The sequence below is a fragment of the Corynebacterium falsenii genome (assembly GCF_020099275.1).
Classification (GTDB): Bacteria; Actinomycetota; Actinomycetes; order Mycobacteriales; family Mycobacteriaceae; genus Corynebacterium; species Corynebacterium falsenii.
On the sequence record NZ_CP083646.1, the window covers coordinates 927,915 to 951,046 of the forward strand.

General features: G+C 62.9%; 18 protein-coding genes. 10 read left to right on the forward strand and 8 right to left on the reverse strand.

Features of this window, described 5'->3' with window-relative positions; all coding sequences use genetic code 11:
• Position 1 precedes the first annotated feature (1 nt).
• From LA343_RS04115 to LA343_RS04135, 5 genes are all read right to left on the reverse strand, one after another.
• Complete coding sequence (locus LA343_RS04115; protein WP_081737265.1) at positions 2–2,188, reverse strand: arabinofuranosyltransferase; 2,187 nt, start codon at positions 2,186–2,188, stop codon at positions 2–4.
• A gap of 107 nt (positions 2,189–2,295) precedes the next feature.
• Positions 2,296–3,996, reverse strand: coding sequence for a dipeptide ABC transporter ATP-binding protein (locus LA343_RS04120; protein ID WP_025402097.1), 1,701 nt, complete (start codon positions 3,994–3,996; stop codon positions 2,296–2,298).
• Positions 3,993–4,997, reverse strand: coding sequence for an ABC transporter permease (locus LA343_RS04125; RefSeq protein WP_025402098.1), 1,005 nt, complete (start codon positions 4,995–4,997; stop codon positions 3,993–3,995). The genes LA343_RS04120 and LA343_RS04125 overlap by 4 nt, the downstream gene beginning before the upstream one ends.
• Complete coding sequence (locus LA343_RS04130; RefSeq protein WP_025402099.1) at positions 4,990–5,916, reverse strand: ABC transporter permease; 927 nt, start codon at positions 5,914–5,916, stop codon at positions 4,990–4,992. The genes LA343_RS04125 and LA343_RS04130 overlap by 8 nt, the downstream gene beginning before the upstream one ends.
• 163 nt (positions 5,917–6,079) lie before the next feature.
• On the reverse strand, positions 6,080–7,732 hold the full coding sequence (locus tag LA343_RS04135; protein WP_025402100.1) for a peptide ABC transporter substrate-binding protein: 1,653 nt from the start codon (positions 7,730–7,732) through the stop codon (positions 6,080–6,082).
• Between the two features lie 441 nt (positions 7,733–8,173).
• Between LA343_RS04135 and LA343_RS04140 the strand changes: the two genes are divergently transcribed.
• The 6 genes from LA343_RS04140 to purL all read left to right on the forward strand — a co-directional run bounded on the left by LA343_RS04140 (position 8,174) and on the right by purL (position 15,581).
• Positions 8,174–9,067: a phosphoribosylaminoimidazolesuccinocarboxamide synthase gene (locus LA343_RS04140; protein WP_025402101.1), complete on the forward strand. Its 894-nt coding sequence runs from the start codon at positions 8,174–8,176 to the stop codon at positions 9,065–9,067.
• 44 nt (positions 9,068–9,111) lie between these two features.
• Positions 9,112–11,277 carry a S9 family peptidase gene (locus tag LA343_RS04145; RefSeq protein WP_025402102.1) on the forward strand — a complete coding sequence of 722 codons (2,166 nt, stop codon included), beginning with the start codon at positions 9,112–9,114 and terminating at the stop codon, positions 11,275–11,277.
• 65 nt (positions 11,278–11,342) lie between these two features.
• Complete coding sequence (locus tag LA343_RS04150; protein WP_025402103.1) at positions 11,343–12,089, forward strand: DUF2334 domain-containing protein; 747 nt, start codon at positions 11,343–11,345, stop codon at positions 12,087–12,089.
• 85 nt (positions 12,090–12,174) lie between these two features.
• The gene (gene purS, locus LA343_RS04155) at positions 12,175–12,417 is read left to right on the forward strand and encodes a phosphoribosylformylglycinamidine synthase subunit PurS (RefSeq protein WP_025402104.1); all 243 of its coding nucleotides are present in this window, start codon (positions 12,175–12,177) and stop codon (positions 12,415–12,417) included.
• Entirely contained in the window at positions 12,414–13,085 is a 672-nt protein-coding gene (gene purQ / locus LA343_RS04160) for a phosphoribosylformylglycinamidine synthase subunit PurQ (protein ID WP_025402105.1), read from the forward strand. The genes purS and purQ overlap by 4 nt, the downstream gene beginning before the upstream one ends.
• A 33-nt stretch (positions 13,086–13,118) precedes the next feature.
• The gene (purL, locus tag LA343_RS04165) at positions 13,119–15,581 is read left to right on the forward strand and encodes a phosphoribosylformylglycinamidine synthase subunit PurL (RefSeq protein ID WP_025402106.1); all 2,463 of its coding nucleotides are present in this window, start codon (positions 13,119–13,121) and stop codon (positions 15,579–15,581) included.
• A 150-nt stretch (positions 15,582–15,731) separates the two neighbouring features.
• Here purL and LA343_RS04170 read toward each other — a convergent pair whose 3' ends face one another.
• Positions 15,732–16,727, reverse strand: coding sequence for an acyl-CoA thioesterase (locus LA343_RS04170; RefSeq protein ID WP_025402107.1), 996 nt, complete (start codon positions 16,725–16,727; stop codon positions 15,732–15,734).
• 246 nt (positions 16,728–16,973) lie between these two features.
• On the opposite strand from LA343_RS04170, the gene LA343_RS04175 reads away from it, so the two are divergent.
• The 3 genes from LA343_RS04175 to purM all read left to right on the forward strand — a co-directional run bounded on the left by LA343_RS04175 (position 16,974) and on the right by purM (position 20,197).
• The gene (locus LA343_RS04175; RefSeq protein ID WP_025402108.1) at positions 16,974–17,366 is read left to right on the forward strand and encodes a sterol carrier family protein; all 393 of its coding nucleotides are present in this window, start codon (positions 16,974–16,976) and stop codon (positions 17,364–17,366) included.
• Positions 17,367–17,433: 67 nt separating this feature from the next.
• Positions 17,434–19,059, forward strand: a complete 1,626-nt coding sequence (gene purF / locus LA343_RS04180) for an amidophosphoribosyltransferase (RefSeq protein ID WP_025402109.1) — start codon at positions 17,434–17,436, stop codon at positions 19,057–19,059.
• Between the two features lie 34 nt (positions 19,060–19,093).
• Positions 19,094–20,197: a phosphoribosylformylglycinamidine cyclo-ligase gene (gene purM, locus LA343_RS04185; protein ID WP_025402110.1), complete on the forward strand. Its 1,104-nt coding sequence runs from the start codon at positions 19,094–19,096 to the stop codon at positions 20,195–20,197.
• 148 nt (positions 20,198–20,345) lie between these two features.
• Here the strand turns inward: purM and LA343_RS04190 are convergent, their stop codons facing one another.
• Entirely contained in the window at positions 20,346–20,600 is a 255-nt protein-coding gene (locus tag LA343_RS04190; RefSeq protein WP_025402111.1) for a DUF3073 domain-containing protein, read from the reverse strand.
• Between the two features lie 237 nt (positions 20,601–20,837).
• Complete coding sequence (gene ygfZ / locus LA343_RS04195; protein ID WP_025402112.1) at positions 20,838–22,058, reverse strand: CAF17-like 4Fe-4S cluster assembly/insertion protein YgfZ; 1,221 nt, start codon at positions 22,056–22,058, stop codon at positions 20,838–20,840.
• 135 nt (positions 22,059–22,193) lie between these two features.
• Between ygfZ and LA343_RS04200 the strand changes: the two genes are divergently transcribed.
• Positions 22,194–23,123: an aminodeoxychorismate lyase gene (locus LA343_RS04200; RefSeq protein WP_025402113.1), complete on the forward strand. Its 930-nt coding sequence runs from the start codon at positions 22,194–22,196 to the stop codon at positions 23,121–23,123.
• The last annotated feature ends 9 nt before the right edge of the window (positions 23,124–23,132 follow it).

Sequence of the window (23,132 nt, forward strand, 5' to 3'; positions counted from 1 at the left end):
GTTAGTTATTCGGCGGCACCCCAACGACCATCAATGAGCCCACTCGAACATGGGGAAACGAGGGGTCGTCGAAGGCGGAGGGAGAAAAGACGATAGGTGTTGAAGCAGTGAGCGTGGAACTCGGCATCGTGTTATCTCGTCGTGTGTAGACCCACTGTTCCGAACCTTCATTAGCGCTCTGTCCGCCCCTATCCTGCCGATTTCGATCCTCCACACCAACAGGGGACGGATCCGTCGAGGACTCAGGGTTGGCATTTTCCTTCTTCTCGGGAGACACAGTCTCGAACACGAAAACGGTTGGGTCTGGGAAACCGTCAGAAGCCAGCGCGGCGCGCAGTTCACTAGGGGTGGTGGCAGATGACCATGATGCGATTGCATCGTTTCTCGCCCCGTAACGAGCCAAAGGTGCAGCGTAAGCTGGGGCCGGTGCTTGGAAGGCCCAGTAACTCCTTCGACCGAGGAGCTGCGCGGTAAGGGTGCCTTCGGCAAGCACGGTCACTTCGTTGTCCGCAACTCCACCGGTCACGGTGCTCACCGCATCCAACAACTCGCGGCTCGGGCCACCCTTGGTGCGGGCAGATTCGGCCAATTCGAGGTTCTCGCTGGAATAGTGTTGGGCCATCGACAAGGCAATGACTGACAGCACAGCAATCATGGAGACACGTAGAGCGTTGCCGTGGAACGCTAATGTCCGAGTTGCTATTTTTTCGCGCTGAATTGCTGACTTACGAACAACGTTGAGCGCAAAATGCCAACCATCGCTTATGGCGCACACACCCGCTATGGAGCAGCTCAGCACGATTAGAGGCTCGATGCGGAATTGCAGGAGGGTGGTTCCCATCAGCGCAACGACCCCCGACAGAGCGAACCAAGCGTACCCAACGGCAACGCAACTAGTGAGGGCGAACACGACGGAGTGCGGAACTGCTTTCCAGGAGTTGCTCCGTGGAATGCCACTCAATCGTGCAACGAGCCACAGGAAGCCAACAAGGCAAAGTATTCCCCTCCCAGACCATTCCAACATGGGAGTCGGCCACGAAGCAGCAATCTCGGGTGCGTAGTGCGTGGCGACTGAACTCTCGTGAGGTACTCCGCGCACTATCGACAGCAAATAGGGACCCCAAAACAGCAGTCCAATTGCCGTTGCTCCGACAGCTCCTACGGAGAATGCTCCGGCGAAGCTAGCGGTAGATCGGCGGCCCACCCAGGCGTTGAGCACAACAATGATCACCGCCCACATTGCGGCGAGGGTATAGGTGACACAGCTGAGCCCCACGAAAACTGTGAGACCGAGGAGGATCGAAGGATAATAAGCACGTTGGGCGGCCCAGGCAACAGCCGGTAGCAAGGCTATGAAAATCCAGGAATACGGCTCGTATGAACCCATGTGCACGCCAATGATGGCTGTCACCATCGCTATTCCAATGGCAAGGTTATTTGGAACGATTCGCCGCCACAGAATAAATGAGAGTCCACTCGATAATGCCATTGTAAAAATGGCGAATGGCTTGTACAGCACCCAACCTTCGACACCAAGTAGATGGCCAATCTGACCACCGACCCAGAACCACGCAGCGGGATAAAAAGGAGCAATACCTTCGTAAAAAGGATCAACAAGGTCCGTGGTAGAAGTAAATTTCGTAGTATAGGCGAGTCGTTGGGATTGGTCACCGACAAAGCCATTGAGGTAGTTGGGAGTGCCATACAGCAACAAGCTGAGGAGAAGTGCGCTGGAAACGCTGGGACCTACGAGCCCCGTGACATACCGAATCCACCGTGGAAGACGACGGGACAGTGCCAACCACGCAACCAGAGCGCATACGACGACAATGGCAGTGCTGGCAACCATGCGCGGCAGAGTGGAGGGCGCCTGAAAATGCAGCCCATGGACCGCAAGGACGCACCCGACCGTGCACACAGCTGCGACTAGAGCGGCCATGGCGGCGTCGAAAGCGAAAAACGGCAGCGACGACGACTCAGGGCGGGACGCTGCAGTACGCAAAGGCGAGGTGGCGGTGGCCTCGTGGCGACCGTGACGGCGAGCTGGGTGGCGGGAATTCATACGGTGCTTGACCTCACATTTGGTTATAGTGCATCGTCGGCTAACTCGGCGGACATCATCGCCAATTGTGCAGGGAAGGCTGGGGATATACGCCAAGTCGCTTGCCCATACCCTGCAGAAAATCATTGAGCGGAAATAAGAATACACCGCCACCCGATAGGGCGGCGGTGTTGGATCGCGAGACAATCACTGGCGATTTTGCGGAACAATCCTCAAGCAGGCTGATCGGTAAATTAGGAGTACAACTCGATCTTTCCGCCAGGAATGGAATTCAGCAGCTTTTGGGTGTATTCCTCGCGCGGGTTAGCGAACAAACCGTCCGTCTCCCCGCGTTCCACGATCTTGCCCTTCTGCATGACCAGCGTCTCATCCGCGATCTGCTTCACTACGGCCAGGTCGTGGGTGATGAACAGGTAGGTTAGCCCCATCTCGGCCTGGAGATTGTTGAGCAGCTCCAGAATCTGAGACTGAACCAGTACGTCGAGTGCGCTCACGGCCTCGTCGAGGATGAGCGCCTCGGGGCCCAACGCTAGGGCACGTGCGATGGCCACGCGCTGGCGCTGACCACCGGAAAGCTCGCCGGGGAAGCGGTGCATCATCGACTGTGGCATGGCGACCATATCTAGCAGCTCGCGCACCCGCGACTCGCGGGACTTCTTATCGCCCACCTTGTGGATCTTCAACGGCTCAGCGATGGTGTTGTATACCGAATACATCGGATCGATCGAGCCGTAGGGGTTCTGGAACACAGGCTGCACTCGGCGGCGAAACGCGAGCTCATCCTTTCCCTTGAGGCCGGTGACATCTTGACCGTCGAACATGACCCGGCCCTTGGTGGGTTCCAATAAGCCAAGCACCATCTGGGCCACGGTGGACTTGCCGGAGCCCGATTCGCCCACGAGCGCGAGCGTGTGGCCCCGATCCAACCAGAAGTTCACATTGTCGGCGGCAACGAAATCATTCTTCTGCCACGGCTTGTCTCCCGGGACCTTGAAGACCTTCGTCAGCCCCTCTACCTCAATGAGGTGCTGGGAATCCGAAGCGCCGGCAGCGGCTTCGGCCTCCGCACGGATCTGTGCACGGTGGTCAACAACGTCGCTACGCCGTGCGGCCAGCGACGGAGCCGCAGCCACGAGCTTTTGTGTGTACGGGTGCTGCGGGTCCTGCAAGATCTCTAGCGCTGGGCCGGTCTCCACCACGTGCCCCTGGCTCATCACCACGATGCGGTGGGCGCGTTCTGCGGCAAGTCCCAAGTCGTGGGTAATGAGCATCACGGCGGTGCCCAGCTTTGTCGTCAGGCCCTGCAAATGATCCAGAATCTGCTGCTGGACCGTTACATCCAGTGCACTGGTGGGCTCGTCCGCGATGAGCAGCTGTGGGCGAGCGGCTAGGCCACAGGCGATCAACGCGCGCTGGCGCATACCGCCGGAGAACTCGTGCGGGTACTGGCCCACACGCTTCTCAGCATCGGGGAGTCCCGCCTCCTCCATGAGTTCAATGGCCCGCTTGTGAGCCTCCGAGCCCGAGACCACATTATTGGCCTTCAGCGCTTCCTTGATGTGCGAGCCGATCGACCACACGGGGTTGAGATTGGACATCGGGTCCTGGGGGATCAAACCAATCTGGGACCCCCGCAGCTCGGTGAGGCGCGTGGGGGAGGCGTGGGTGATGTCCTCGCCATCGAAGGTGATCGTGCCACCCGTGACGTGGCCGCCGCCAGGCAGCAGGCCCATGATGGCGTGCGCGGTCGTGGACTTACCCGAGCCGGATTCGCCCACCACGGCCACGGTTTCACCGGGGTAGATATCCAGGTCCACGCCAAAGACCGTGTCGATGGGCTTCTTCTTCGAGCCGAAAGCGATATCCACCTTGCGCATGGACAAAATGGGCTTGTCACGCACGACGTCCTGATTCTTCTTTGTGTCATCGCTCATCGAGTGCGCTCCTTCGGATCGAGTGCGTCCTTCAAGGTGTCGCCCAGCAGGATGAAGCCCAGCACGGTCAGTGCTAGGAACCCTGCGGGGTAGAACAGAACAGCAGGCTGGTAGCGGATGGAGTTCTGTGCGGCCGAAATGTCGTTACCCCACGACACCTCCGTGGGAGGCAGGCCAATGCCCAGGTACGACAGGGTTGCCTCGGCGACGATGTAGATGCCCAAGCTCGTGGTCGCCATCACGATGATGGGGGCCAGGCAGTTCGGTAGGACGTGCTTGATGAGGATGGCAGTGCGGGACAACCCGAGGGCTCGGGATGCCGTCACGTAGTCGTTGTTCTTCACACTCATCACCGATGAGCGGACAATGCGGGCCATCTGGGGCCATCCGAACAGCGCGAGCACCAACACCACGGTCCAAATCGTGCGGACGGAGAAGACCTGCATCAACACAATGGCGGCCAGCAACAACGGGATGGCGAAGAACGTATCAGTGATGCGGGAAAGGACGGAGTCGATCCAGCCGCCGCGGTAGCCCGCGATGGCGCCGATGATCACGCCCAAGACCGTCACCAGCAAGGTGGTGGCGATGCCACACACCACGGAGGCCCGGGCACCGTAAATGGTGCGAGCGTACACGTCATAGCCCTGCTGGGTGAAGCCGAAGATGTGGCCATCCTCCGGACCATTGAGGGACTTCGCCAGGTCAGCGTGGTGCGGATCGAGGTTGGTGAACAGGCCCGGCACGGCTGCGAGCAGAATGACGAACAGAATGATGAGCGAGGCGATCCAGAACATGGGGCGGCGGCGCAGGTGCTTCCACGCTTCGCCCCACATCCCCATGGGGGCGTCATCGGGAATCAGCTGGTCGCGCGTGAGAACATCGTCAGTATCGACCTCAGCGACCCAGCGCAGGCCTCGGATGTCGGCATCGCCGGGGGTGACGTGGACCGGCTCGGGTCCCGAACTGGTCAACGGGTTGTTGTCTGGAGTGTTAGGCATAGCGGATCCTCGGGTCGAGCAGTGCGTACAGAAGGTCGATGATGAGGTTGGCGATGAGGAAGATGATGACCAGCACGGTCACCACGCTCACCACGGTGGGCGCTTCGCCCATGGTCACGGCCTTGTACAAAAGACCACCGACACCGTGGATGTTGAAGATGCCTTCCGTCACAATCGCACCGCCCATGAGGCCGGCCAGGTCAGCGCCGATGAACGTCACCACGGGGATCATCGAGTTGCGCATGACGTGGCGGGTGATCACGGAGCCGCGGCTGGATCCGCGGGCGTAGGCCGTGCGCACGAAATCGGCGCGGAGATTCTCTGCGATCTCGCTGCGCGTAAGTCGGAGCACGTAGGCGAACGACACCAACCCCAGAACGAAGGCGGGAAGTATGAGATCTGAGAAGTCGGTATTGACTCCCACTGTCGGCGGGACGATTCCCCATTTGATACCGAACAGATACTGAGCCACGAAGCCCAGCACGAAGATGGGAACCGCGATGATGATGAGGGAGATGACGAGCACGGTGGAGTCGAAGAACCCACCCTTGCGCAGGCCCGCGATCACACCGAAGCCCACGCCAAAGATCGTTTCAATGACGAGTGCCATGATGGCGAGCTTGAACGTCACCGGAAAAGCGGACATCAGTTCGTCGACGACGGGGCGCTGGGAGAACGTCATGCCCAGGTCGCCTTTGAAGAGGCCACCGATGAAGAGCAAGTATTGGACGATGAAGGGCTTGTCGAGGTTGTACTGCTCGCGAATGTTCTGCAGCACGGTGGGATTGACGGCTTTGTCGCCGGCGAGTGCTGTGACGGGGTCGCCTGGGGTCAGGAACACCATCGCGTAGATGAGGAATGTGGCGCCAAAGAAGACAGGCACCATCTGGAGGAGGCGTTTGCCGATATACCAGAGCATAAGCTTGTGCGGTCCTATGATTAGTTGGGGGAGCGATCGCGGGGTGGTTGTCACTCACGCATGAACGGCGACTACCTCCGGTGCAAGGTGCACGGGAAGTAGCCGCCGCTAAGAGGGGGTCTCAAGCATCATGCGTTCAACGTGAGTTCGTCCTGGATCGAGGTTACTTCTTCTCGATGGGCGGCAGATCGGCCGTGCCGTTCCAGCTGTATGCCACGTTGGACAGGTTGGTGTTCCACGCATCAGTTGCTGCGTAGTAGAACAGCGGGATGGCGGGGAGCTGCTCCATGAGGACGGCCTGAGCCTTGTTGTAAGTCTCCTGGGCCTTCTTCTCGTCGGTCTGGGCTGCGGCTTCCTTCAGCAGCTTGTCGAACTCGGGGTTGGAGTAGCCGCCATCGTTGGAAGAACCATCCGTGGCGTACTGCGGCTCCAGGAAGTTCGCGATGGAGGGGTAGTCGGCCTGCCAGCCGGAGCGGAACGCGGTGTTAATCTTCTTGTTTGTGATCTCATCGCGCATGGCCTTGAAGGTCGGGTAGGACTTGCCCTGAGCCTGGATGCCCAGGGTCTGGGAGATGTCGTTGGTGACAGCCTCCACCCATTCCTTGTGACCACCGTCGGCGTTGTAGGCGATCTCGAAGGTGCCGGACCAGGGCTTGATCTCGTCGGCCTTCTTCCACAGCTCCTTGGCCTTCTGCGGGTTGTTGTCCAGGACATCGTTGCCCTTGATATCCGGGGTGCCGCCCTCGCCGAGGGTCGGGGCTCCGAAGTCCTTGGCGGGAACACGGGAGCCGTGGAAGATCTTGTCCGCAATCAGCTTGCGGTTGATGGACAGAGAGATGGCCTCGCGGCGCAGCTTGCCTTCTTCGTCGTTGCCGAAGTGGGCGAGGCGCTCGGGGATGGTCACGTTCTGGATAGCGGCGATCGGCTTGTCCTCGTGGCTATCCGGGAAATCGTCCTTGTAGACGGCCATCGCGTTGGAAGGGACGGTGTTGTAGGTCAGGTCCAGGTTGCCGGACTGCAGGTCGGTGTAGACGGTGTCCAAGTTGTTGTACATCTTGAACGTCACGCCGCCGTTCTTCGGCTTGTTTTCGCCCTTGTAGTCCTCGTTGGTGACCAAGTTGATTTCCTGGTTGTGGACCCAGCCGTTCTTGTCAGCCAGCTTGTACGGGCCGTTGCCGATCGGCTTCTCGCCGAAGGCCTTCATGTCCTCGAATGCGGCCTTGGGCAGCGGCATGTAGGGGCTGGCGCCCAGGCGGACGGGGAAGCTGGACTCGGGCTGGGAGAGCTTGACCTTGAACTCGAGGTCGCTGACCTTCTGCAGGCCGGACATCTTGTCCTCGGTGGAGCCTTCCTTGGAGACTGCGTCGAATCCCTCGATGGGAGAGTAGAAGTCGGCCTGCAGCTGCGCGTTCTTTGCTGCTGCGCCGTAGTTCCATGCGTCGATGAAGCTGTCTGCGGTGATCTTCTCACCGTTGGTGAAGGTCCAACCATCCTTGAGCTTGATGGTGTATTCCGTGGCGTCGTCGTTCGGGGTGATCTTCTCCGCTACGGCGTTTTCCACCTTGCCGTCGTTGGTGTAGCGCACCAGGCCGGTGTAGATCTGGTCGAGTACGCGGCCGCCACCGTTTTCGTTGGTGTTGGTGGTCACCAGCGGGTTCTGCGGTTCGGTGCCGTCGGTAAGAATGATGTTGCTGCCGTTACCCGAGGCATTGTTGGAGCCGGACTTGTCGTCCGATCCGCAGGCCGTGAGGCTGCCGCCGAGCAGTGTCGCTGCCGCGATACCCGCTGCTACCGACACCTTCTTCGATCGTTTCATGGGTGTACGCCCTCTCCTCTGTGGGGGCAGAGTGTGTTGTCTACTCCGCTTTGTCAGGATTGTCAGGTCTTCTCAGGTGCGAATTCTTCTCGACGCCACTAGGCGTCCGTGTCTCGAAGCCTCCGAGTCCCCGCCGAAGGTCGACCTCCTGGAAGGCGGTGTAGAAGGCACTTCGGACCTTTACGCTGCCGCCCGCCGCTCGGTAAACCTGCGGTGAAGTAAACCTGCGGTGAACAGAAGGTGTCTCAACAGCGCTGAGACGGGATTGATCGAAATCCTATCGATATGTCCGCCTTCTGTAAGGAAAATCCCAAACTCCGTCACACACTCTTAACAAACCAGGTTGTTTACCTGCGAAAAAAATTCTGTGAATTGCAATGCAGTTGCTGCCGTGGCTCCCCAGATAGTCAAAGCTGCACACCGGTACTAGACTAACTAGCCATGCGTCCCGAACTGTCTGATTACGAGCACCTTTCCGCAGGCAAGGTGCGTGAGATCTACGAGGTAGACGAGAACACGTTGCTCATGGTTGTCTCCGACCGCATCAGCGCGTTCGACTACGTCCTCGACACCGAGATCCCAGACAAGGGACGGGTCCTCACCGCCATGAGCGACTACTTCTTCGACGCCATCGATTTCCCCAACCACCTCGCCGGCCCGCTTGACGATGAGCGGATCCCGGAATCCGTGTTGGGCCGCGCCATGATCTGCAAGAAGCTAGACATGATCCCGTTCGAGTGCGTGGCGCGCGGCTACCTCACCGGTTCTGGGTTGAAGGAATACAAGGACAACGGCACCGTCTGCGGCATCGAGCTGCCCGAGGGGCTCACTGAGGCGTCCCGCCTGCCCGAGCCGATCTTCACCCCGGCCACCAAGGCGGAGCTCGGCGATCACGACGAGAACGTGAGCTTCGATGTCGTCGTCAAGTCCCTCGGCAAGGAGCGCGCGGAGGAGATCCGCCAGGCCACGCTGGACATCTACTCTACGGCCGCCGCGATTGCGGAGGAGCGCGGTGTGATCTTGGCCGACACGAAGCTCGAGTTCGGCCTCGATGCGGATGGCACCCTTGTGCTCGCCGACGAGGTCCTCACTCCGGATTCCTCCCGCTATTGGCCCGCCGAGGGCTACGCGGAGGGCAAGGTGCAGCCCAGCTTCGATAAGCAGTACGTGCGCAACTGGCTCAACGGCCCAAAGTCCGGTTGGGATAAGTCTGATGGCACCCCGCCGCCGGCTCTGCCCGGTTCCGTGGTCGAGGCCACCCGCGCCCGCTACATCGAGGCGTACGAGAAGATTTCCGGCAAGCGCTTCGCCGATTGGATCGGCAGCTGCGTCTAACCTGACATGCGGCCCGTCCGCGTGCGTCACTAGGATGTGGTCTTATGTCAGAACAGACCGCATCCGATCAGAAGCTCGCCCATCCTCCCGTCGCGGCTAAGCACCCCATCACGCGCTCGTTCCACGGGCGCGATTTTGTTGATGATTACGAATGGCTCCGCGATAAGGAGTCTGCAGAGACTCGCGCCTACCTGGATGCGGAAAACGCCTGGACCGCCCAGTCCACGAGCCACCTCAAGCCGCTCGAGGACCGTATCTTCGCCGAGGTCAAGGCCCGCGTGCAGGAGACGGACATGTCCCTGCCGGTGCGCTCCGGCGACTGGTGGTACTTTTCCCGCACCGAGGAATCCAAAAGCTACGCGCGCATGTGTCGCATCCCGGTGACGGACCCGGACAACTGGACTCCGCCCACCATTGATCCCCACAAGCCCTCGCCGAACGAGCAGACCTTCTTAGACTGCAACGCCCTCGCCGAGGACAACGACTTCTTCAGCCTCGGCGCCGCCAGCGTCACCCTCGATGGCACCCGCCTGGCCTACTCCACCGACACCACCGGCGATGAGCGTTTCACGATGCGCTTCAAGGACCTCACCACGGGCGAGGACCTCCCGGACGTCATCGAGAACGTCTTCTATGGCGCCACCTGGGTGGGCCGAGACGTTGTCTACTACATCAAGGTGGACGATGCATGGCGGCCCTGCGAGGTCTGGAAGCACGTTCTTGGCTCCGACGCCGCTACGGACGAGCTCGTCTTCACCGAGGACGATGAGCGATTTTGGGTGTCGACTGGCACCACTCGTTCGGAGCGCTTCCTCTGCCTGCACACCGGCTCGAAGGTGACCAGCGAGGTCTGGTACCTGGATCTGGAGGATCCGCAAGCCACGCTCACGTGCGTCAAGCCGCGGGAAACCAACGTGGAATACGGCGTGGATCACGCTGTGGTGGCGGGTAAGGATTACTGGCTCATTGTGCACAACCGCAATGGCGTGAACTCCGAGCTGGCCTACCACCCCGTCGGCTCCATCGAGAGCTGGGACGATGTCACCACGCTCGTGGCTCATCGGGACGATGCCCGGGTGGAGGGCGTGGACGTGTTCGCCAACCACATGGCTCTGGAGATGCGCGAGAACGCGCTGGAGACGTTGTACCTCATGGAGTTTGGGGACGCTGGCGATGGCTTCACGGAGTTCACCCGCATCGACTTCGGTGAGGAACTCGGCAGCGTGGGGACCGTCGGTAACTCCGAATGGGATGCTCCCGTGCTGCGGGTGGTATACACCAGCTTCACCACCCCGGCGCAGGTCTACGACATCGTGCTGGCCACCGGCGAGCGCATTCTGCGCAAGGAACAGCAGGTGCTGCCCGATCCGGAGGGCGTGCCCTTCGATGCGAGCCAGTACACCTCCTCGCGCATGTGGGTGACCGCCGCGGACGGCCAGCGCATCCCCGTCTCCCTCATCCACCGCGTGGACGTGCCCCTGGACCAGGAAAACCCGGTGCTGCTGTACGGCTACGGCTCCTACGAATCGTCCATGGACCCCGGATTCTCGATCTTCCGGCTGTCCATGCTCGATCGCGGCGTGGTGTACGCCATCGCCCACGTGCGCGGCGGTGGTGAGATGGGCCGACTGTGGTACGACACCGGCAAGGGCCTATTCAAGCGCAATACCTTCACGGACTTCATTGCCGTGGCCGATCACCTTATCGCCGAGGGCATGACTACCCCGGACAAGATGGTGGCAGAGGGCGGATCGGCGGGCGGCATGCTCATGGGTGCCGTGGCGAACCTCGCCGGTGATCGTTTCGCCGGCATCGAGGCCGTGGTGCCCTTCGTGGATCCGCTGACCTCCATGCTCATGCCCGAGCTGCCGCTGACCGTAACCGAGTGGGATGAGTGGGGCGACCCGTTCCACGACCCGCAGGTGTACGACTACATGGCGAGCTACTCGCCGTACGAGAACATCACCGAGGACACGACCTACCCGCCGATTCTGGCGATCACCAGCCTCAATGACACCCGCGTGCTCTACGTGGAACCGGCCAAGTGGGTCGCTAAGCTGCGCGCCGTGGCCAACGCGGACGTGCTGCTCAAGACCGATATGGAGGCCGGCCACGGTGGCGTGTCCGGGCGCTACGAAAAGTGGCGCCAGAATGCCTTCGAAACCGCGTGGGAGCTCGACCGGATGGGCGCAACAGAGAAGATTCGCTGAGAGGTCGCGCGAACTTTAGGTTGGCGCCACCCGCCGTTTACCTCGGTGGGGCAGGGTAGATCCCTATGAGCACGACCGTCACCCCCTCCTCCGCCTCTTCCTCACAGTCCACCGATCCCGCCCTCATCATGACGATCACGGGGATCGATGGCGCCACGGTCGTGGCCGCCGAGCGCATGCGCGACTACGCGCGGCAGCTTGGCTTCCAGGCGGGGCTGGTGCTCAACGTGCAAACGCCCCAGTGGCGCCTCCGCGACGACCACGCGGCCCTAGAGTTCGTCCACGAGTCCGCAGGTCACGGGCATGAGCTTCTGCTCGGCGGCCTGGGACCGCTGGGTGGGGATGCCGGCAAAGGGGAGTTCCACCGCCTCGGTCGCCACGAGTCCCTGCTGCGGCTCACCGCCGCACGGCGCCAACTCGCCACGCTCGGCATTGAGCCGAGCGTGTTTGCGCCATCGCGCTGGCTGGCGTCCGAAGCCTCCTTGAGCGCTGCCGAGCAACTGGGATTCACAGTGGCAGCGGACGCGTACACCATTCGCGATCTCGCCGCCCCCTCCACGCACAACGTGCGCGTGCTCGCCTTCGGAGACGGGTTCGGCGCGGTCGCGTGGTGGCGTCGAAATGTGAAAAACAGCGTGCACCGCATCGCCGAGAGGGGCCAGGACATCCGCCTGTCGATCAGCGCGCACAAGGCCGCGAAGAAAGATATCCGGCGGGACATGGAAGCGATCCTCACGGACCTGGCATCCGCCGGGTACCGCTCGGCCAGCCACCGGGGGTTCGTGGAGCGGCGTCACCCCACCGCCGCGTAGGGGCAGCGGAAAACCCCAGGTGTTACGATAGGCGGGTACATCAAGACCGTCTTTACCCTTCACATCTGGGAGCTAGCACAGAGCCATGGCCCGTGTTGTCGTTAACGTAATGCCCAAACAGGAAATCCTCGATCCCCAAGGCCAGGCCGTCGTTCGCGCCCTGGGCCGCATCGGAATCAGTGGAGTCAACGATGTTCGCCAAGGCAAGCGCTTTGAGCTGGACGTTGAGGAAGGCGTGAGCCAGGAGGATCTGCGCAAGATCGCCTCCGACCTCCTCGCCAACACCGTCATCGAGGACTTCGACGTGGTTGTGGAGGGGGACAAGTGAGCACACGCATCGGCGTGATCACCTTCCCCGGAACCCTCGATGATGTCGACGCCACCAGGGCGGTCCGGCTCGCCGGGGCAGAACCCGTGGAACTGTGGCACGCAGACGAAGACCTGAAAAACGTGGACGCCGTGGTAGTGCCCGGTGGCTTCTCCTACGGCGACTACCTCCGCGCGGGAGCCATCGCCTCCATCGCTCCGGCCATGCGCTCCGTCGTGGAGGCCGCGGGGCGCGGAACCCCAGTTCTGGGCATCTGCAACGGCTTCCAAATCCTCCAGGAAGCCGGGCTGCTGCCGGGTGCCTTGACCCGCAACGAGGGCCTGCACTTCGTGTGCCGAGACATCTACCTGGACGTGGAAAACACCAACACCGCCTGGACCAACTCCTTTGACGAGGGCTCCGCGATCTACGTGCCCACCAAGCACGGCGAGGGTCGTTTCCAAGCATCCCAGGAAACCCTCGATGAGCTGGAAGGGGAGGGCCGCGTGGTCTTCCGCTACCAGCACAATCACAACGGTTCCCGCAACAGCATCGCCGGAATCAGCAGCGCCGATGGCCGCGTGGTCGGCCTCATGCCGCACCCGGAACACGCCGTGGAGGAGCTCACCGGCCCCTCCACCGATGGCCTGGGCCTGTTTACGTCCGTGATATCCACCCTGGTGTCCTAACCCACCGCGACGAAAGCTGCGAACGGAGAACGAATGATTCACAACGATACTGTCGCGCAGGCGCAGGAAAACCCTGACCTGGATCAGCCCTACGCCGAGCTGGGGTTGAAGGACGACGAATACGCGCGCATCAAAGACATCCTGGGCCGCCGGCCCACCGACGCGGAACTGGCCATGTACTCGGTCATGTGGTCGGAGCACTGCTCCTACAAGTCCTCGAAAGCACACCTGAGCTACTTCGGCAAGACCACCACGGATGAGATGAAGTCCAAGATGCTCGCTGGCATCGGTGAGAACGCCGGTGTGATCGACATCGGTGGCGGCCACGCCGTGACCTTCAAGGTTGAGTCCCACAACCACCCGTCTTATGTGGAGCCCTACCAGGGCGCGGCCACGGGCGTGGGCGGCATCGTCCGCGACATCATGGCGATGGGCGCTCGCCCAGTGGCCGTCATGGATCAGCTGCGCTTCGGCCCCGCCGATGCCCCCGATACTCAGCGCGTCCTGCCAGGCGTGGTGGCCGGCGTGGGCGGTTACGGCAACTCGTTGGGACTTCCCAACATTGGTGGCGAGACTGTCTTCGATGCCTCCTACGCGGGCAACCCGCTGGTCAACGCCCTGTGCGTGGGTACCCTGCGCACCGAGGACCTCAAGCTGGCCTTCGCCTCCGGCGAGGGCAACCGCGTGATCCTTTTCGGCTCGCGCACCGGCCTGGACGGCATCGGTGGCGTGTCCGTGCTGGCCTCTGACACTTTCGAAGAGGGCGCCGAGCGCAAGCTGCCTGCCGTGCAGGTGGGCGACCCGTTCGCGGAGAAGGTCCTCATCGAGTGCTGCCTGGATCTGTACCGCGCCGGTGTGGTCGTGGGGATCCAGGACCTGGGCGGCGCCGGCTTGTCCTGCGCCACCTCAGAGCTGGCCAGCGCCGGCGATGGCGGCATGCACATCAACCTGGACAACGTACACTTGCGCGCTGAAAACATAACCGCGGCCGAGATCCTCTCCTCCGAGTCCCAGGAGCGCATGTGCGCCGTGGTGACCCCGGATAACGTCGATGCGTTCATGGAGATCTGCGCCAAGTGGGACGTGCTGGCCTCCGACATCGGCTGCGTGACCGACGGTGACCACCTGGTCATCGAGCATCAGGGCGAGGTTGTGGTCGACGCCCCACCGCGGACCATGGCCGAGGAAGGCCCGGTCTACCAGCGCCCGTACTCCAAGCCGGACAACCAGGATGCTCTCAACGAGGATCCCCACCTTGCTCGCCCGACCACCAGCCAGGAGCTGCGCCAGCTCGTGCTGGACATGGCTGCTTCTCCTGCATTGTGCAGCCGCGAGTTCATCACAGAGCAGTACGACCGCTACGTCCGCGGCAACACCGTTTCCGCCAAGGATGCCGACGCCGGTGTGCTGCGCATCGACGAGGAATCCGGCCGCGGCATCGCGGTGGCCACGGACGCGTCCGGCCGCTACACGCAGCTGGATCCCCGCACGGGCGCGCAGCTAGCTTTGGCCGAGGCGTACCGCAATGTGGCCGTGACGGGTGCCACCCCGGTGGCCGTGTCCAACTGCCTGAACTTCGGTTCCCCGGAGGATCCGGGGGTGATGTGGCAGTTCCGCGAGGCCGTGCACGGCCTCGCCGATGGCTGTGCTGAGCTGGGCACTCCGGTGACCGGCGGCAACGTGTCGTTCTACAACCAGACTGGCTCCACGCCGATCTTGCCTACTCCGGTTATCGCCGTGCTGGGCACCATCGACGACTGCGCCACGCGCATCCCGCAGAAGCTCCCGGCGGGTCAGGAAGGGCAGGAGTACCACCTCATTCTTGCCGGTGTGGAGACCAAGGACGAGTTCGGCGGCTCGATCTGGCAGCAGGTCGCGCACAACACCCTGGCTGGTGTGCCGCCGCAGGTGGATCTCAAGTTGGAGCAGCGCTTGGGCCAGTTCCTGGCCGAAAACCGCGAGTCCATCGCCGCCGCGCATGACCTGTCCGAGGGCGGCCTGGCCCAGGCCGTGGTGGAGATGGCCGTGCAGGCGAACCGCGGCATCGCCGTGAACCCCTCCCTGCTCACGGATAAGTCCTTGGGCGAACAGACCGAGAGTGCATCGTCGGATGTGGAGCGTGCCTTCATCGGCATGTTCTCCGAGACGGCGTCTCGCGTGCTGCTGGCCGTGACCAAGGAGAACTACGAGGACGTGATGGCTTCCCTGGCCGACCACGACCTCGCCGGCGCGTGGGTGGGCCTGACGGGCATCACCGACCAGGCTGGCACCCCGCAGGTGCGCTTCGGCACGAGCATCTTCCCGGCACTGCCGTTTAGCGAGCAGGTGGCACTCGGCGAGGCACGCTCCGAGGACGGCACTGCTGTCAGCACCGGCGGCAGCGCTGCTGACCTCACCGAGCTGGTCTACAGCGTCACCGAACTGAAGGAGGCGTGGACGGCCACCCTCCCGGCGCTGTTCAGCCACGCCGCCGGCAACAACTCGGTCATCGAGTAAGTCCGGATGTCCAGCGCGCGCTAGCGAAGACAAGAAGCCTCGCTTCCCATCAGGGGGAGCGAGGCTTTGCGCTGTTGGAGCTATAGGGAGCTACACGGTGATAGACCGAGTTACACCGTGCTACACCGTGCTACACAGTGCTACTCAGTGTTACTCAGTGAACTTAAAGTCGCGGTTGTGCGGCTCCACGAGCGGGCGCGGCTCGTAGTCGCTGCGCAGGCGGCGCAGGGTGATGGCGTGCTCCACGAGGCGCTTGTCCTCATTGGTCTCCGGCACGAACTGACGCGCCTGCAGCGGGTTACCATCCAGGTCCACGGCCACATAGGTCATGGAGGCGTGGATGGCGACCGGCAGGTTGCCCTTGCCCTCGCGCGGATCGCCCGCGCGCAGGTGCACCATCACGGTCATGGAGCGCCGGTCCGTGCGGATTAGGCGCGCGTTGACCTCCACGAGGTCGCCGATCTGCACCGGACGGTAGAAGCGAATACCGCCGGCGTACACAGCCGTGGTGCGCTCTCCGGACCAGGCCATGGTGCAGGCCGTGGCGGCTTCGTCGATCCACTGCATCGCCGTGCCGCCGTGAACGTTGCCGCCCCAGTTCACGTCCGTGGGCTTGGCCAGGAAGCGGTTGGTCAGCTCCGGCGCGGTGGAGTTTTCCGTGTAGGTCTGGCGCAGCATCTCTTCTTCGATGGCGCGGCGCAGCTGCACGCGGGATAGCGCGGCGGCTTCCACGCGGCGGCCCTCGTCGGTGGTCGGCACGTAGGTGGGGACCTTCTTCGGCTTGCGGTTTTCGTCCATCGACACGAAGATCACCAAGCAGTCGCAGGCGCGGGTGAACACGCCTTCGCGCGGATCGGCCGACCAGACCTCGTTCACGATGTGCATCGAGGATCGCCCGGTGTAGGCGATGCGGCTGCGCACCTCCACCATGTGGCCGGACGGGATGGGCCGCGTGAAGTGGATGTGGCCCACGTAGGCGGTCACGCAGTAGGAGCGTGCCCAGCCCACGGCACAGGCGTAGGCTGCCTTGTCGATCCATTCCAGCACGCGACCGCCGTGCACGCCCATCGCTCCTGCCATGAGGACATCGGTGGGGGCGGCGAGGAAGCGCAGCGTCACTTCGGGGCTGCGGTTGGTGCCTTCCATGTCGTCGTCGGTGTACGTGGGGTTGTTGGAATTGTCCGTGGCGTTTCCCGAGACGTGCTCAGTGTTCTCAGTGTTGTCAGTGTTCTTGTTGTTCTCAGGGGTGTCGGAGCTAGTGTCTGTCACTGCGGTGCCTTCCCGGTCGCTTCGTCATTGTTTTGATGGTGCTCTGCCAGTTTTTACCCAGTGTTGGCTTAACTTATCCATCCTAACGCGCCCGACGCCCTCGTGGGAGTACGGTGTGCGTTTATGAAGCGTTCTTTGTCCGGTCCGGAGTTGTCCGCCGCTGCCCGAGATGCCGTCAAGCGCGTCCTTCCCTGGGTTCGCGGCACCGCACCGCGCCCGTCCCGTCCCGCGGTTGCCGAGGCCGTCCGCCTGAGCGCCGAGGTGTTAGCGCAGGTCGCGCCTGGTAACACCGTCGAGGTGCGGGTCCCGCCGTTCGTGGCGGTGCAGTGCGTGGCCGGTCCGCAGCATCGCCGTGGCACCCCGCCGAACGTGGTGCAGTGCGATCCCCACGAGTGGCTACGGCTGGTCGTCGGTGATGTTGATCTTTCTTCGTCCGACGCCGACATCTCCGGCACCCGCGCCGGGGCCATCGGTGAGTCACTTCCGCTCTTCCGTTTCGGGTCGTCGGCTGGATAATTCTTGGGTTTTGTCCGAAAACCCTAGTAATGTGGGGGCAGTGGCAGACGTAAAGAGTCAAAACACCATGTCAGTGCCTGTTGTACCCGCTGGCCCCTACGACGATTTGGGGGAGCCTGAGCCGCGCGAGGAGTGTGGCGTCTTCGGAGTATGGGCACCGGGGGAAGACGTATCCAAATTCACCTACTACGGGCTGTACGCGCTGCAGCACCGTGGTCAGGAAGCAGCCGGCATCGCGGTAGGTAATGGGGACCAGATCGTGGTGTTCAAAGATCTCGGCTTGGTGAGCCAGGTCTTTGACGAACAATCGCTGGATGCCCTCAAGGGCCACATCGCCATCGGCCACAATCGCTACACCACGGCAGGTGGCAATAGCTGGGAAAATGCCCAGCCCATGTTCCGCATGGCCCCCGATGGCACGGATATCGCCCTGGGACACAACGGCAACTTGGTGAACCACTGGGAGCTCACCATGCAGGCCGCACGCCAGGGCCTAGTGGATCCCAAGACTCACCCTTCAGATTCCCTCGTCATGTGCGCCCTTCTGGCCGCCGACACCCGGGAAGGTCACTCCGCGGAAGAAGCGGCAATGGAGCTGTTCCCTAAGGTTAACGGTGCCTTCTGCGTGGTGTTCACGGACGGAGATTCCCTGTACGCAGTGCGCGACCCGCAGGGCGTGCGCCCCCTGTCCATTGGGCAGCTGGAAGGTGGCGGCTATGTGGTCGCCAGCGAAACGGCAGCGCTGGATATCGTGGGCGCCACTTTCGTGCGCGATGTGGAGCCGGGCGAGCTCATCGTGGTGAACGCCGACGGGCTGCGTTCCCGCCGCTTCGCGCCGGAAAAGCGCAGCACCTGCGTGTTCGAGTACGTCTACCTGGCCCGCCCAGACTCCGTCATCCGCGGCCAGTCCGTCAACACCACCCGCGTGACCATTGGCCGCAAGCTGGCCAAGGAGGCCCCCGCCGAAGGCGACCTGGTCATCCCCGTCCCAGAATCCGGAACCCCCGCTGCGGTGGGTTACGCCCAAGAGTCCGGCATCCCGTTCGCCCAGGGGCTCATGAAGAACGCCTACGTGGGCCGTACCTTCATCGAACCATCGCAGTCCATCCGCCAGCTCGGCATCCGCCTGAAGCTCAACCCGCTGCGTGAGGTGATCGAGGGCAAGAGCTTGGTTGTGGTGGACGATTCCATCGTGCGCGGCAACACCCAGCGGGCGCTCATCAAGATGCTGCGCGATGCGGGTGCGGCGGAAGTGCACGTGCGCATCGCCTCGCCGCCGGTGAAGTGGCCCTGTTTCTACGGCATCGACTTCGCCTCGCCGCTGGAGTTGATCGCCAACAACGTGGATCAGAACGATCCGGTGGAGCGTATCCGCGAGGACATCGGGGCGGATTCCTTGGCCTATGTCTCGGCCGAGTCCATGATCGAGGCCTCCGGGCAACCCGCTGAATCTTTGTGCTGTGCGTGCTTTGATGGTCATTATCCGCTGGGGATGCCCGCGGATGACCCCAACTCGGAGCTGGTCAAGACCATGCAGGCTCAGCAGGCGCAGGGCAGTCCCGCCGACCCGAACCCTCTGCGGCAGCCGGAGCACCAGGCTGAGCTGGCTGGGCAGGCTCAGCCACCGCGTCGTTCTGGGCGGGCGTGTGCCAGCGCAGACGAGCTCGACGAATTCACCAACCCGAATAATTAGCACCGACAGCATCACCAGCAGAAAGTCCAGCACAATGAGCGAAAACGTGGAACCAACTCAGAATCAGTCCCCAGGCGAACCCGACGAACGGGGTGCAACGTACGCTGCTGCGGGCGTCGATATCGAGGCCGGCGACCGGGCAGTGGAACTGTTCGCGCCGCTAGCGAAGCGGGCAACTCGCCCCGAGGTCCGCGGCGGCCTGGGTGGTTTCGCCGGACTGTTCGCGCTGGGTAATTACGATAAGCCGCTGCTGGCAGCCTCTTCCGACGGCGTGGGCACGAAGCTGGCGGTGGCTCAGGCTATGGATAAGCACGACACGATCGGCCGCGACCTCGTGGCTATGTGCGTGGATGACCTCGTGGTTTGCGGCGCCGAGCCGCTGTTCCTCCAGGATTACATTGCCATCGGCAAGGTCGTTCCCGAGCACGTCGCCAGCATTGTTGCAGGCATTGCCGCTGGTTGTGAGGAAGCCGGTTGTGCCCTGCTCGGCGGCGAGACTGCCGAGCACCCAGGCGTGATGGAGCCGGGTGAGTACGATGTCTCCGCCACCGCCGTGGGCGTGGTGGAAGAGGCCAAGGTGCTGGGCCCGGACCGCGTCCGCCCGGGAGATGCCGTGATCGCCATGGCATCGTCCGGACTGCACTCCAACGGATACTCCCTGGCCCGCCACGTGCTGCTGGACACGGCTGGCCTGCCGCTGGATGGTTACGTCCGCGACTTCGACCGCACCCTGGGTGAGGAACTGCTCGAGCCGACCCGCATCTACGCGAAGACCTGCCTGGACCTGGCGAATGAGTGTGACGTGCACACGTTCGCTCACATCACCGGCGGCGGTCTCGCGGCCAACCTGGCCCGCGTGATCCCTGAGGGTATGCAGGCCGAGCTTCAGCGCTCCACCTGGTCCCCGGCGCCGATCTTCCGCACGATCCAGCGCACCGGCCGGGTGCCCCAGGAGGAGATGGAAAAGACCTTCAACATGGGCGTCGGCATGGTTGCCGTCGTTGCAGAGGACGATGCTGAGCGTGCCATGGCCATGCTCACCGCGCGGCACGTCGAGGCCTGGAAACTGGGCGAGGTGCACGCCACGGAGGACGGCCAGACCGGCGCCTACCTCACCGGCGAATACCGCCGCGCTTAGACAGCTCGGCGGGGGAGGGGGCCCGGCGAGCTAGGCCGGGGGGGGAGAAGCGGCCCACAACGCAAAGAATCGCGGCTCAAGATCCATCCCCTCCACAGTGACGTGGTGAGAGCCCTGAGCCGCGATGAAGCGGGCGAAATATTAGTGACTAGTGGCGCTTGCCACCGTGGCTATCGCCGTACTTGCCGTACTCGTCGTAACCTTCGTAATCGTCGTCGTGGGCTCCGTCGTAGTCGACGTCATAATCAGCGTCGTAGTCATAGTCATCGTTCGCGTGAGAACCAGAGTGGCCGGAGCCTCCGGACAGTTCCCTCTGGAGCCTCTCCAGATCCATCTCCGGAGTGTTGTACTTCAACTGACGTGCTACCTTGGCTTGCTTTGCTTTGGCGCGGCCGCGACCCATGGCCTGACCCCCTTGCGGTGTCCAGGGTGGCGCGGGAGTTCGGCCACCCGTATTTCTTACGTATGAGTTTCTTCCTGACCTACACCATAGCGGTTCGGAACCGATTTTTCCGAAACGAGTCCCCCACAACGGCGCGCCACACCGCACATTTATAAGTAAAGCTGCGGTGTGAGCTGGGTTTTCACGCCTCACATCAATGATTCGGCCGGATTTCCGCCGGCAACAAAAATGCCGAACCTACGGGCGGCCCTTGAGCCGATTGATCGCCGCGCGCCCCGGACGGACTCCGTTGGTGGAACCGACCGCATCGACATCCTGCTGATCCACCGAAGCATCCACGCCGTCCACACTGATCGGCGGAACCGCCGCGGGGTCCTTAAAGATCTTCTCCACAACAGACCGCTTGACGAGCGCCAGCGCGATGGGGCCGTAGTCGGCATCGTGAACGGAACTTCCGACCCGGCCGATGGGTCGGCCACCGGCCGTGACCTCCGCGCCCACCTCCGGCAGGCGGTTTGCGGATCCGTCGAGCTGCAGCAGCACCAACACGCGGGGTGACTTGCCCAGGTTGTGCACGCGCGAGACCGTCTCCTGCCCCCGGTAGCAGCCCTTATTCAAGTGCACCGCAGCGCTCGTTGGCCCATCCGAGGCGGCTCCCAACTGGGTGGCGCCCTGCTCGAGTCCCTCGCCGATGAAGAACGCCACCTCGTGCGGGATAACCTTCTCGTCCACGTCCACGGACAGGTCGGGGATGCGGGCCATCATGCGGGCGGCGTCGTAGGCCATCATCCCCGTGGGGGAAAGTTCGCGTGTGAATGCGTCCCACGCTTCCGTGACCTTATCCCGATCCACCCACACGTCCACGGCGTGCAGATCACCGAGCAGATGGGAGCGCCACAGGTGCACCGTGATGTCAGCGGGGATCTGGACTGCCAGGTCGGAGGGGAGGGCGCTGGTGCTAGTGGCGTCGGAAAGATGGAAAGCAGACGCCTCGGCGAACAGACCGTGGCTCACAACGGTCAACCTAGCCCAGTCTATCCGCTCGATGGTGACCTGGGACCAGAACACCATCTTCTGCAGGTAGGACTCGAGCTCGTCGATCTCGGCGGAGGGGACATCGAGGATGATGAAATCCTCCACGCACGAAATGCCGAAGAAGTGCTGCACGCGGCCCTGCCCGTCCAGAATCAGGCCGTAGCTGGCCTGCCCCGGAACCATGGCATTGACCTTCTGAGAGATGAGGTTGTTCAGCCACTCCAACCGCTCCGGGCCGGAGATGCGCAGCGCAACGCGGTCCCAGCGGTCCACGATCCCCGCTTTGCGATCCAGCCTGCTTTGCTCCACGAGCGGATCACCGTAGTGCCACGCGGTGGCGATGGTGCGCCCCCACGACTCGTTACTCGCGGAGGAGTGATGTGTGACGATAGGGCTGATAGCTGAATCCAACACACCAACCATGGTAACCACGTCTGCGCTGGGCGGGTAACGGCGCGGGTCAAGGCGCGGGTCAGGGGACGTGGCCGGGGTGCTCGATCGGGGTGTGCGCGGGGTGTGCGCGGGGAGGCGGTGGTGCGGAGAACTAGACTGACAACCATGAGCAGCGACAGCAACAACAGCAATGAGATCAGCGGAGCGGCAAGGACCGTGGTGATCGACGTGTTGGGCAACGACGACCCCACTGTCATGGACCCCACCGTGCCGATGATCTACGCCGACGACCTCGCGGCGGTGCGCGGCGACGGGGTCTTCGAGACCTTCATGCTGCGCGGGGGAATCGTGCGCAACGTCGAGCGCCACGCCACCCGCTTCGGCCGCAGCGCCACCATGCTGGATCTCCCACAACCCGACCTCGACCGATGGAAGGCCGCGACCGACCTGGCCGTGCAGGAATACGCCGGCCTGGTGGAGCGCGCCGGGGGCGACCCCGACCACGCCGAGGCAGCGCTGCGCTGGGTGTATTCCCGTGGCCGCGAGTCCATCGGTCGCCCCACTGGCTGGGTGACAGTGGCGCCCGTCTCCGCCGACATTGAGGATGCGCGCCGCGACGGGGTGGCCGTCATGACTGCCGAGCGGGGATTCAAGATTGATCTTTCACAGCGCTCGCCGTGGGCGCTCATTGGCGCCAAGACGCTGTCCTACGCGGCGAACATGGCCGCGCTGCGGGCGGCTAAGCGCCAGGGCTACCAGGACGTCATCTTCGTATCCGAGGAAGGACTCGTGCTGGAGGGTCCGACCTCCACAGTGGTGGCGGTGAAGGGCAAAACGCTGCTCACCCCGCCGACGCACGTGGGCATCCTCGCCGGCACCAGCCAGGCGGCGCTGTTCACCCTCGCGGAACAACGGGGCTGGGCCACTGAACAGAAGGAAATGCGGGTGGAGGACCTACTCGACGCCGACGGCGTGTGGTTGCTCAGCTCCGTGCGCGTGCAGGCGCGGGTCACCAGCATCGATGGGCACGCGATGGAGCGACCCGAGTGCGCCGATGAGATTGAAGCCATGGCGCGGGAGGCTGTGACCGGGTAGTGCTCGCTA

Excerpts from the sequence above, each read along its gene's own strand:
- LA343_RS04170 (WP_025402107.1), bottom strand. The coding sequence starts at position 16,727 with ATGGAAGGCACCAACCGCAGCCCCGAAGTGACGCTGCGCTTCCTCGCC.
- LA343_RS04200 (WP_025402113.1), top strand. The coding sequence starts at position 22,194 with ATGAGCAGCGACAGCAACAACAGCAATGAGATCAGCGGAGCGGCAAGG.
- LA343_RS04145 (WP_025402102.1), top strand. The coding sequence starts at position 9,112 with ATGTCAGAACAGACCGCATCCGATCAGAAGCTCGCCCATCCTCCCGTC.
- LA343_RS04130 (WP_025402099.1), bottom strand. The coding sequence starts at position 5,916 with ATGCTCTGGTATATCGGCAAACGCCTCCTCCAGATGGTGCCTGTCTTC.
- ygfZ (WP_025402112.1), bottom strand. The coding sequence starts at position 22,058 with ATGGTTGGTGTGTTGGATTCAGCTATCAGCCCTATCGTCACACATCAC.
- purF (WP_025402109.1), top strand. The coding sequence starts at position 17,434 with ATGTCAGTGCCTGTTGTACCCGCTGGCCCCTACGACGATTTGGGGGAG.
- LA343_RS04120 (WP_025402097.1), bottom strand. The coding sequence starts at position 3,996 with ATGAGCGATGACACAAAGAAGAATCAGGACGTCGTGCGTGACAAGCCC.
- LA343_RS04125 (WP_025402098.1), bottom strand. The coding sequence starts at position 4,997 with ATGCCTAACACTCCAGACAACAACCCGTTGACCAGTTCGGGACCCGAG.
- LA343_RS04135 (WP_025402100.1), bottom strand. The coding sequence starts at position 7,732 with ATGAAACGATCGAAGAAGGTGTCGGTAGCAGCGGGTATCGCGGCAGCG.
- LA343_RS04190 (WP_025402111.1), bottom strand. The coding sequence starts at position 20,600 with ATGGGTCGCGGCCGCGCCAAAGCAAAGCAAGCCAAGGTAGCACGTCAG.
- LA343_RS04175 (WP_025402108.1), top strand. The coding sequence starts at position 16,974 with ATGAAGCGTTCTTTGTCCGGTCCGGAGTTGTCCGCCGCTGCCCGAGAT.
- LA343_RS04115 (WP_081737265.1), bottom strand. The coding sequence starts at position 2,188 with ATGATTTTCTGCAGGGTATGGGCAAGCGACTTGGCGTATATCCCCAGC.
- purM (WP_025402110.1), top strand. The coding sequence starts at position 19,094 with ATGAGCGAAAACGTGGAACCAACTCAGAATCAGTCCCCAGGCGAACCC.
- LA343_RS04150 (WP_025402103.1), top strand. The coding sequence starts at position 11,343 with ATGAGCACGACCGTCACCCCCTCCTCCGCCTCTTCCTCACAGTCCACC.
- purL (WP_025402106.1), top strand. The coding sequence starts at position 13,119 with ATGATTCACAACGATACTGTCGCGCAGGCGCAGGAAAACCCTGACCTG.
- LA343_RS04140 (WP_025402101.1), top strand. The coding sequence starts at position 8,174 with ATGCGTCCCGAACTGTCTGATTACGAGCACCTTTCCGCAGGCAAGGTG.
- purS (WP_025402104.1), top strand. The coding sequence starts at position 12,175 with ATGGCCCGTGTTGTCGTTAACGTAATGCCCAAACAGGAAATCCTCGAT.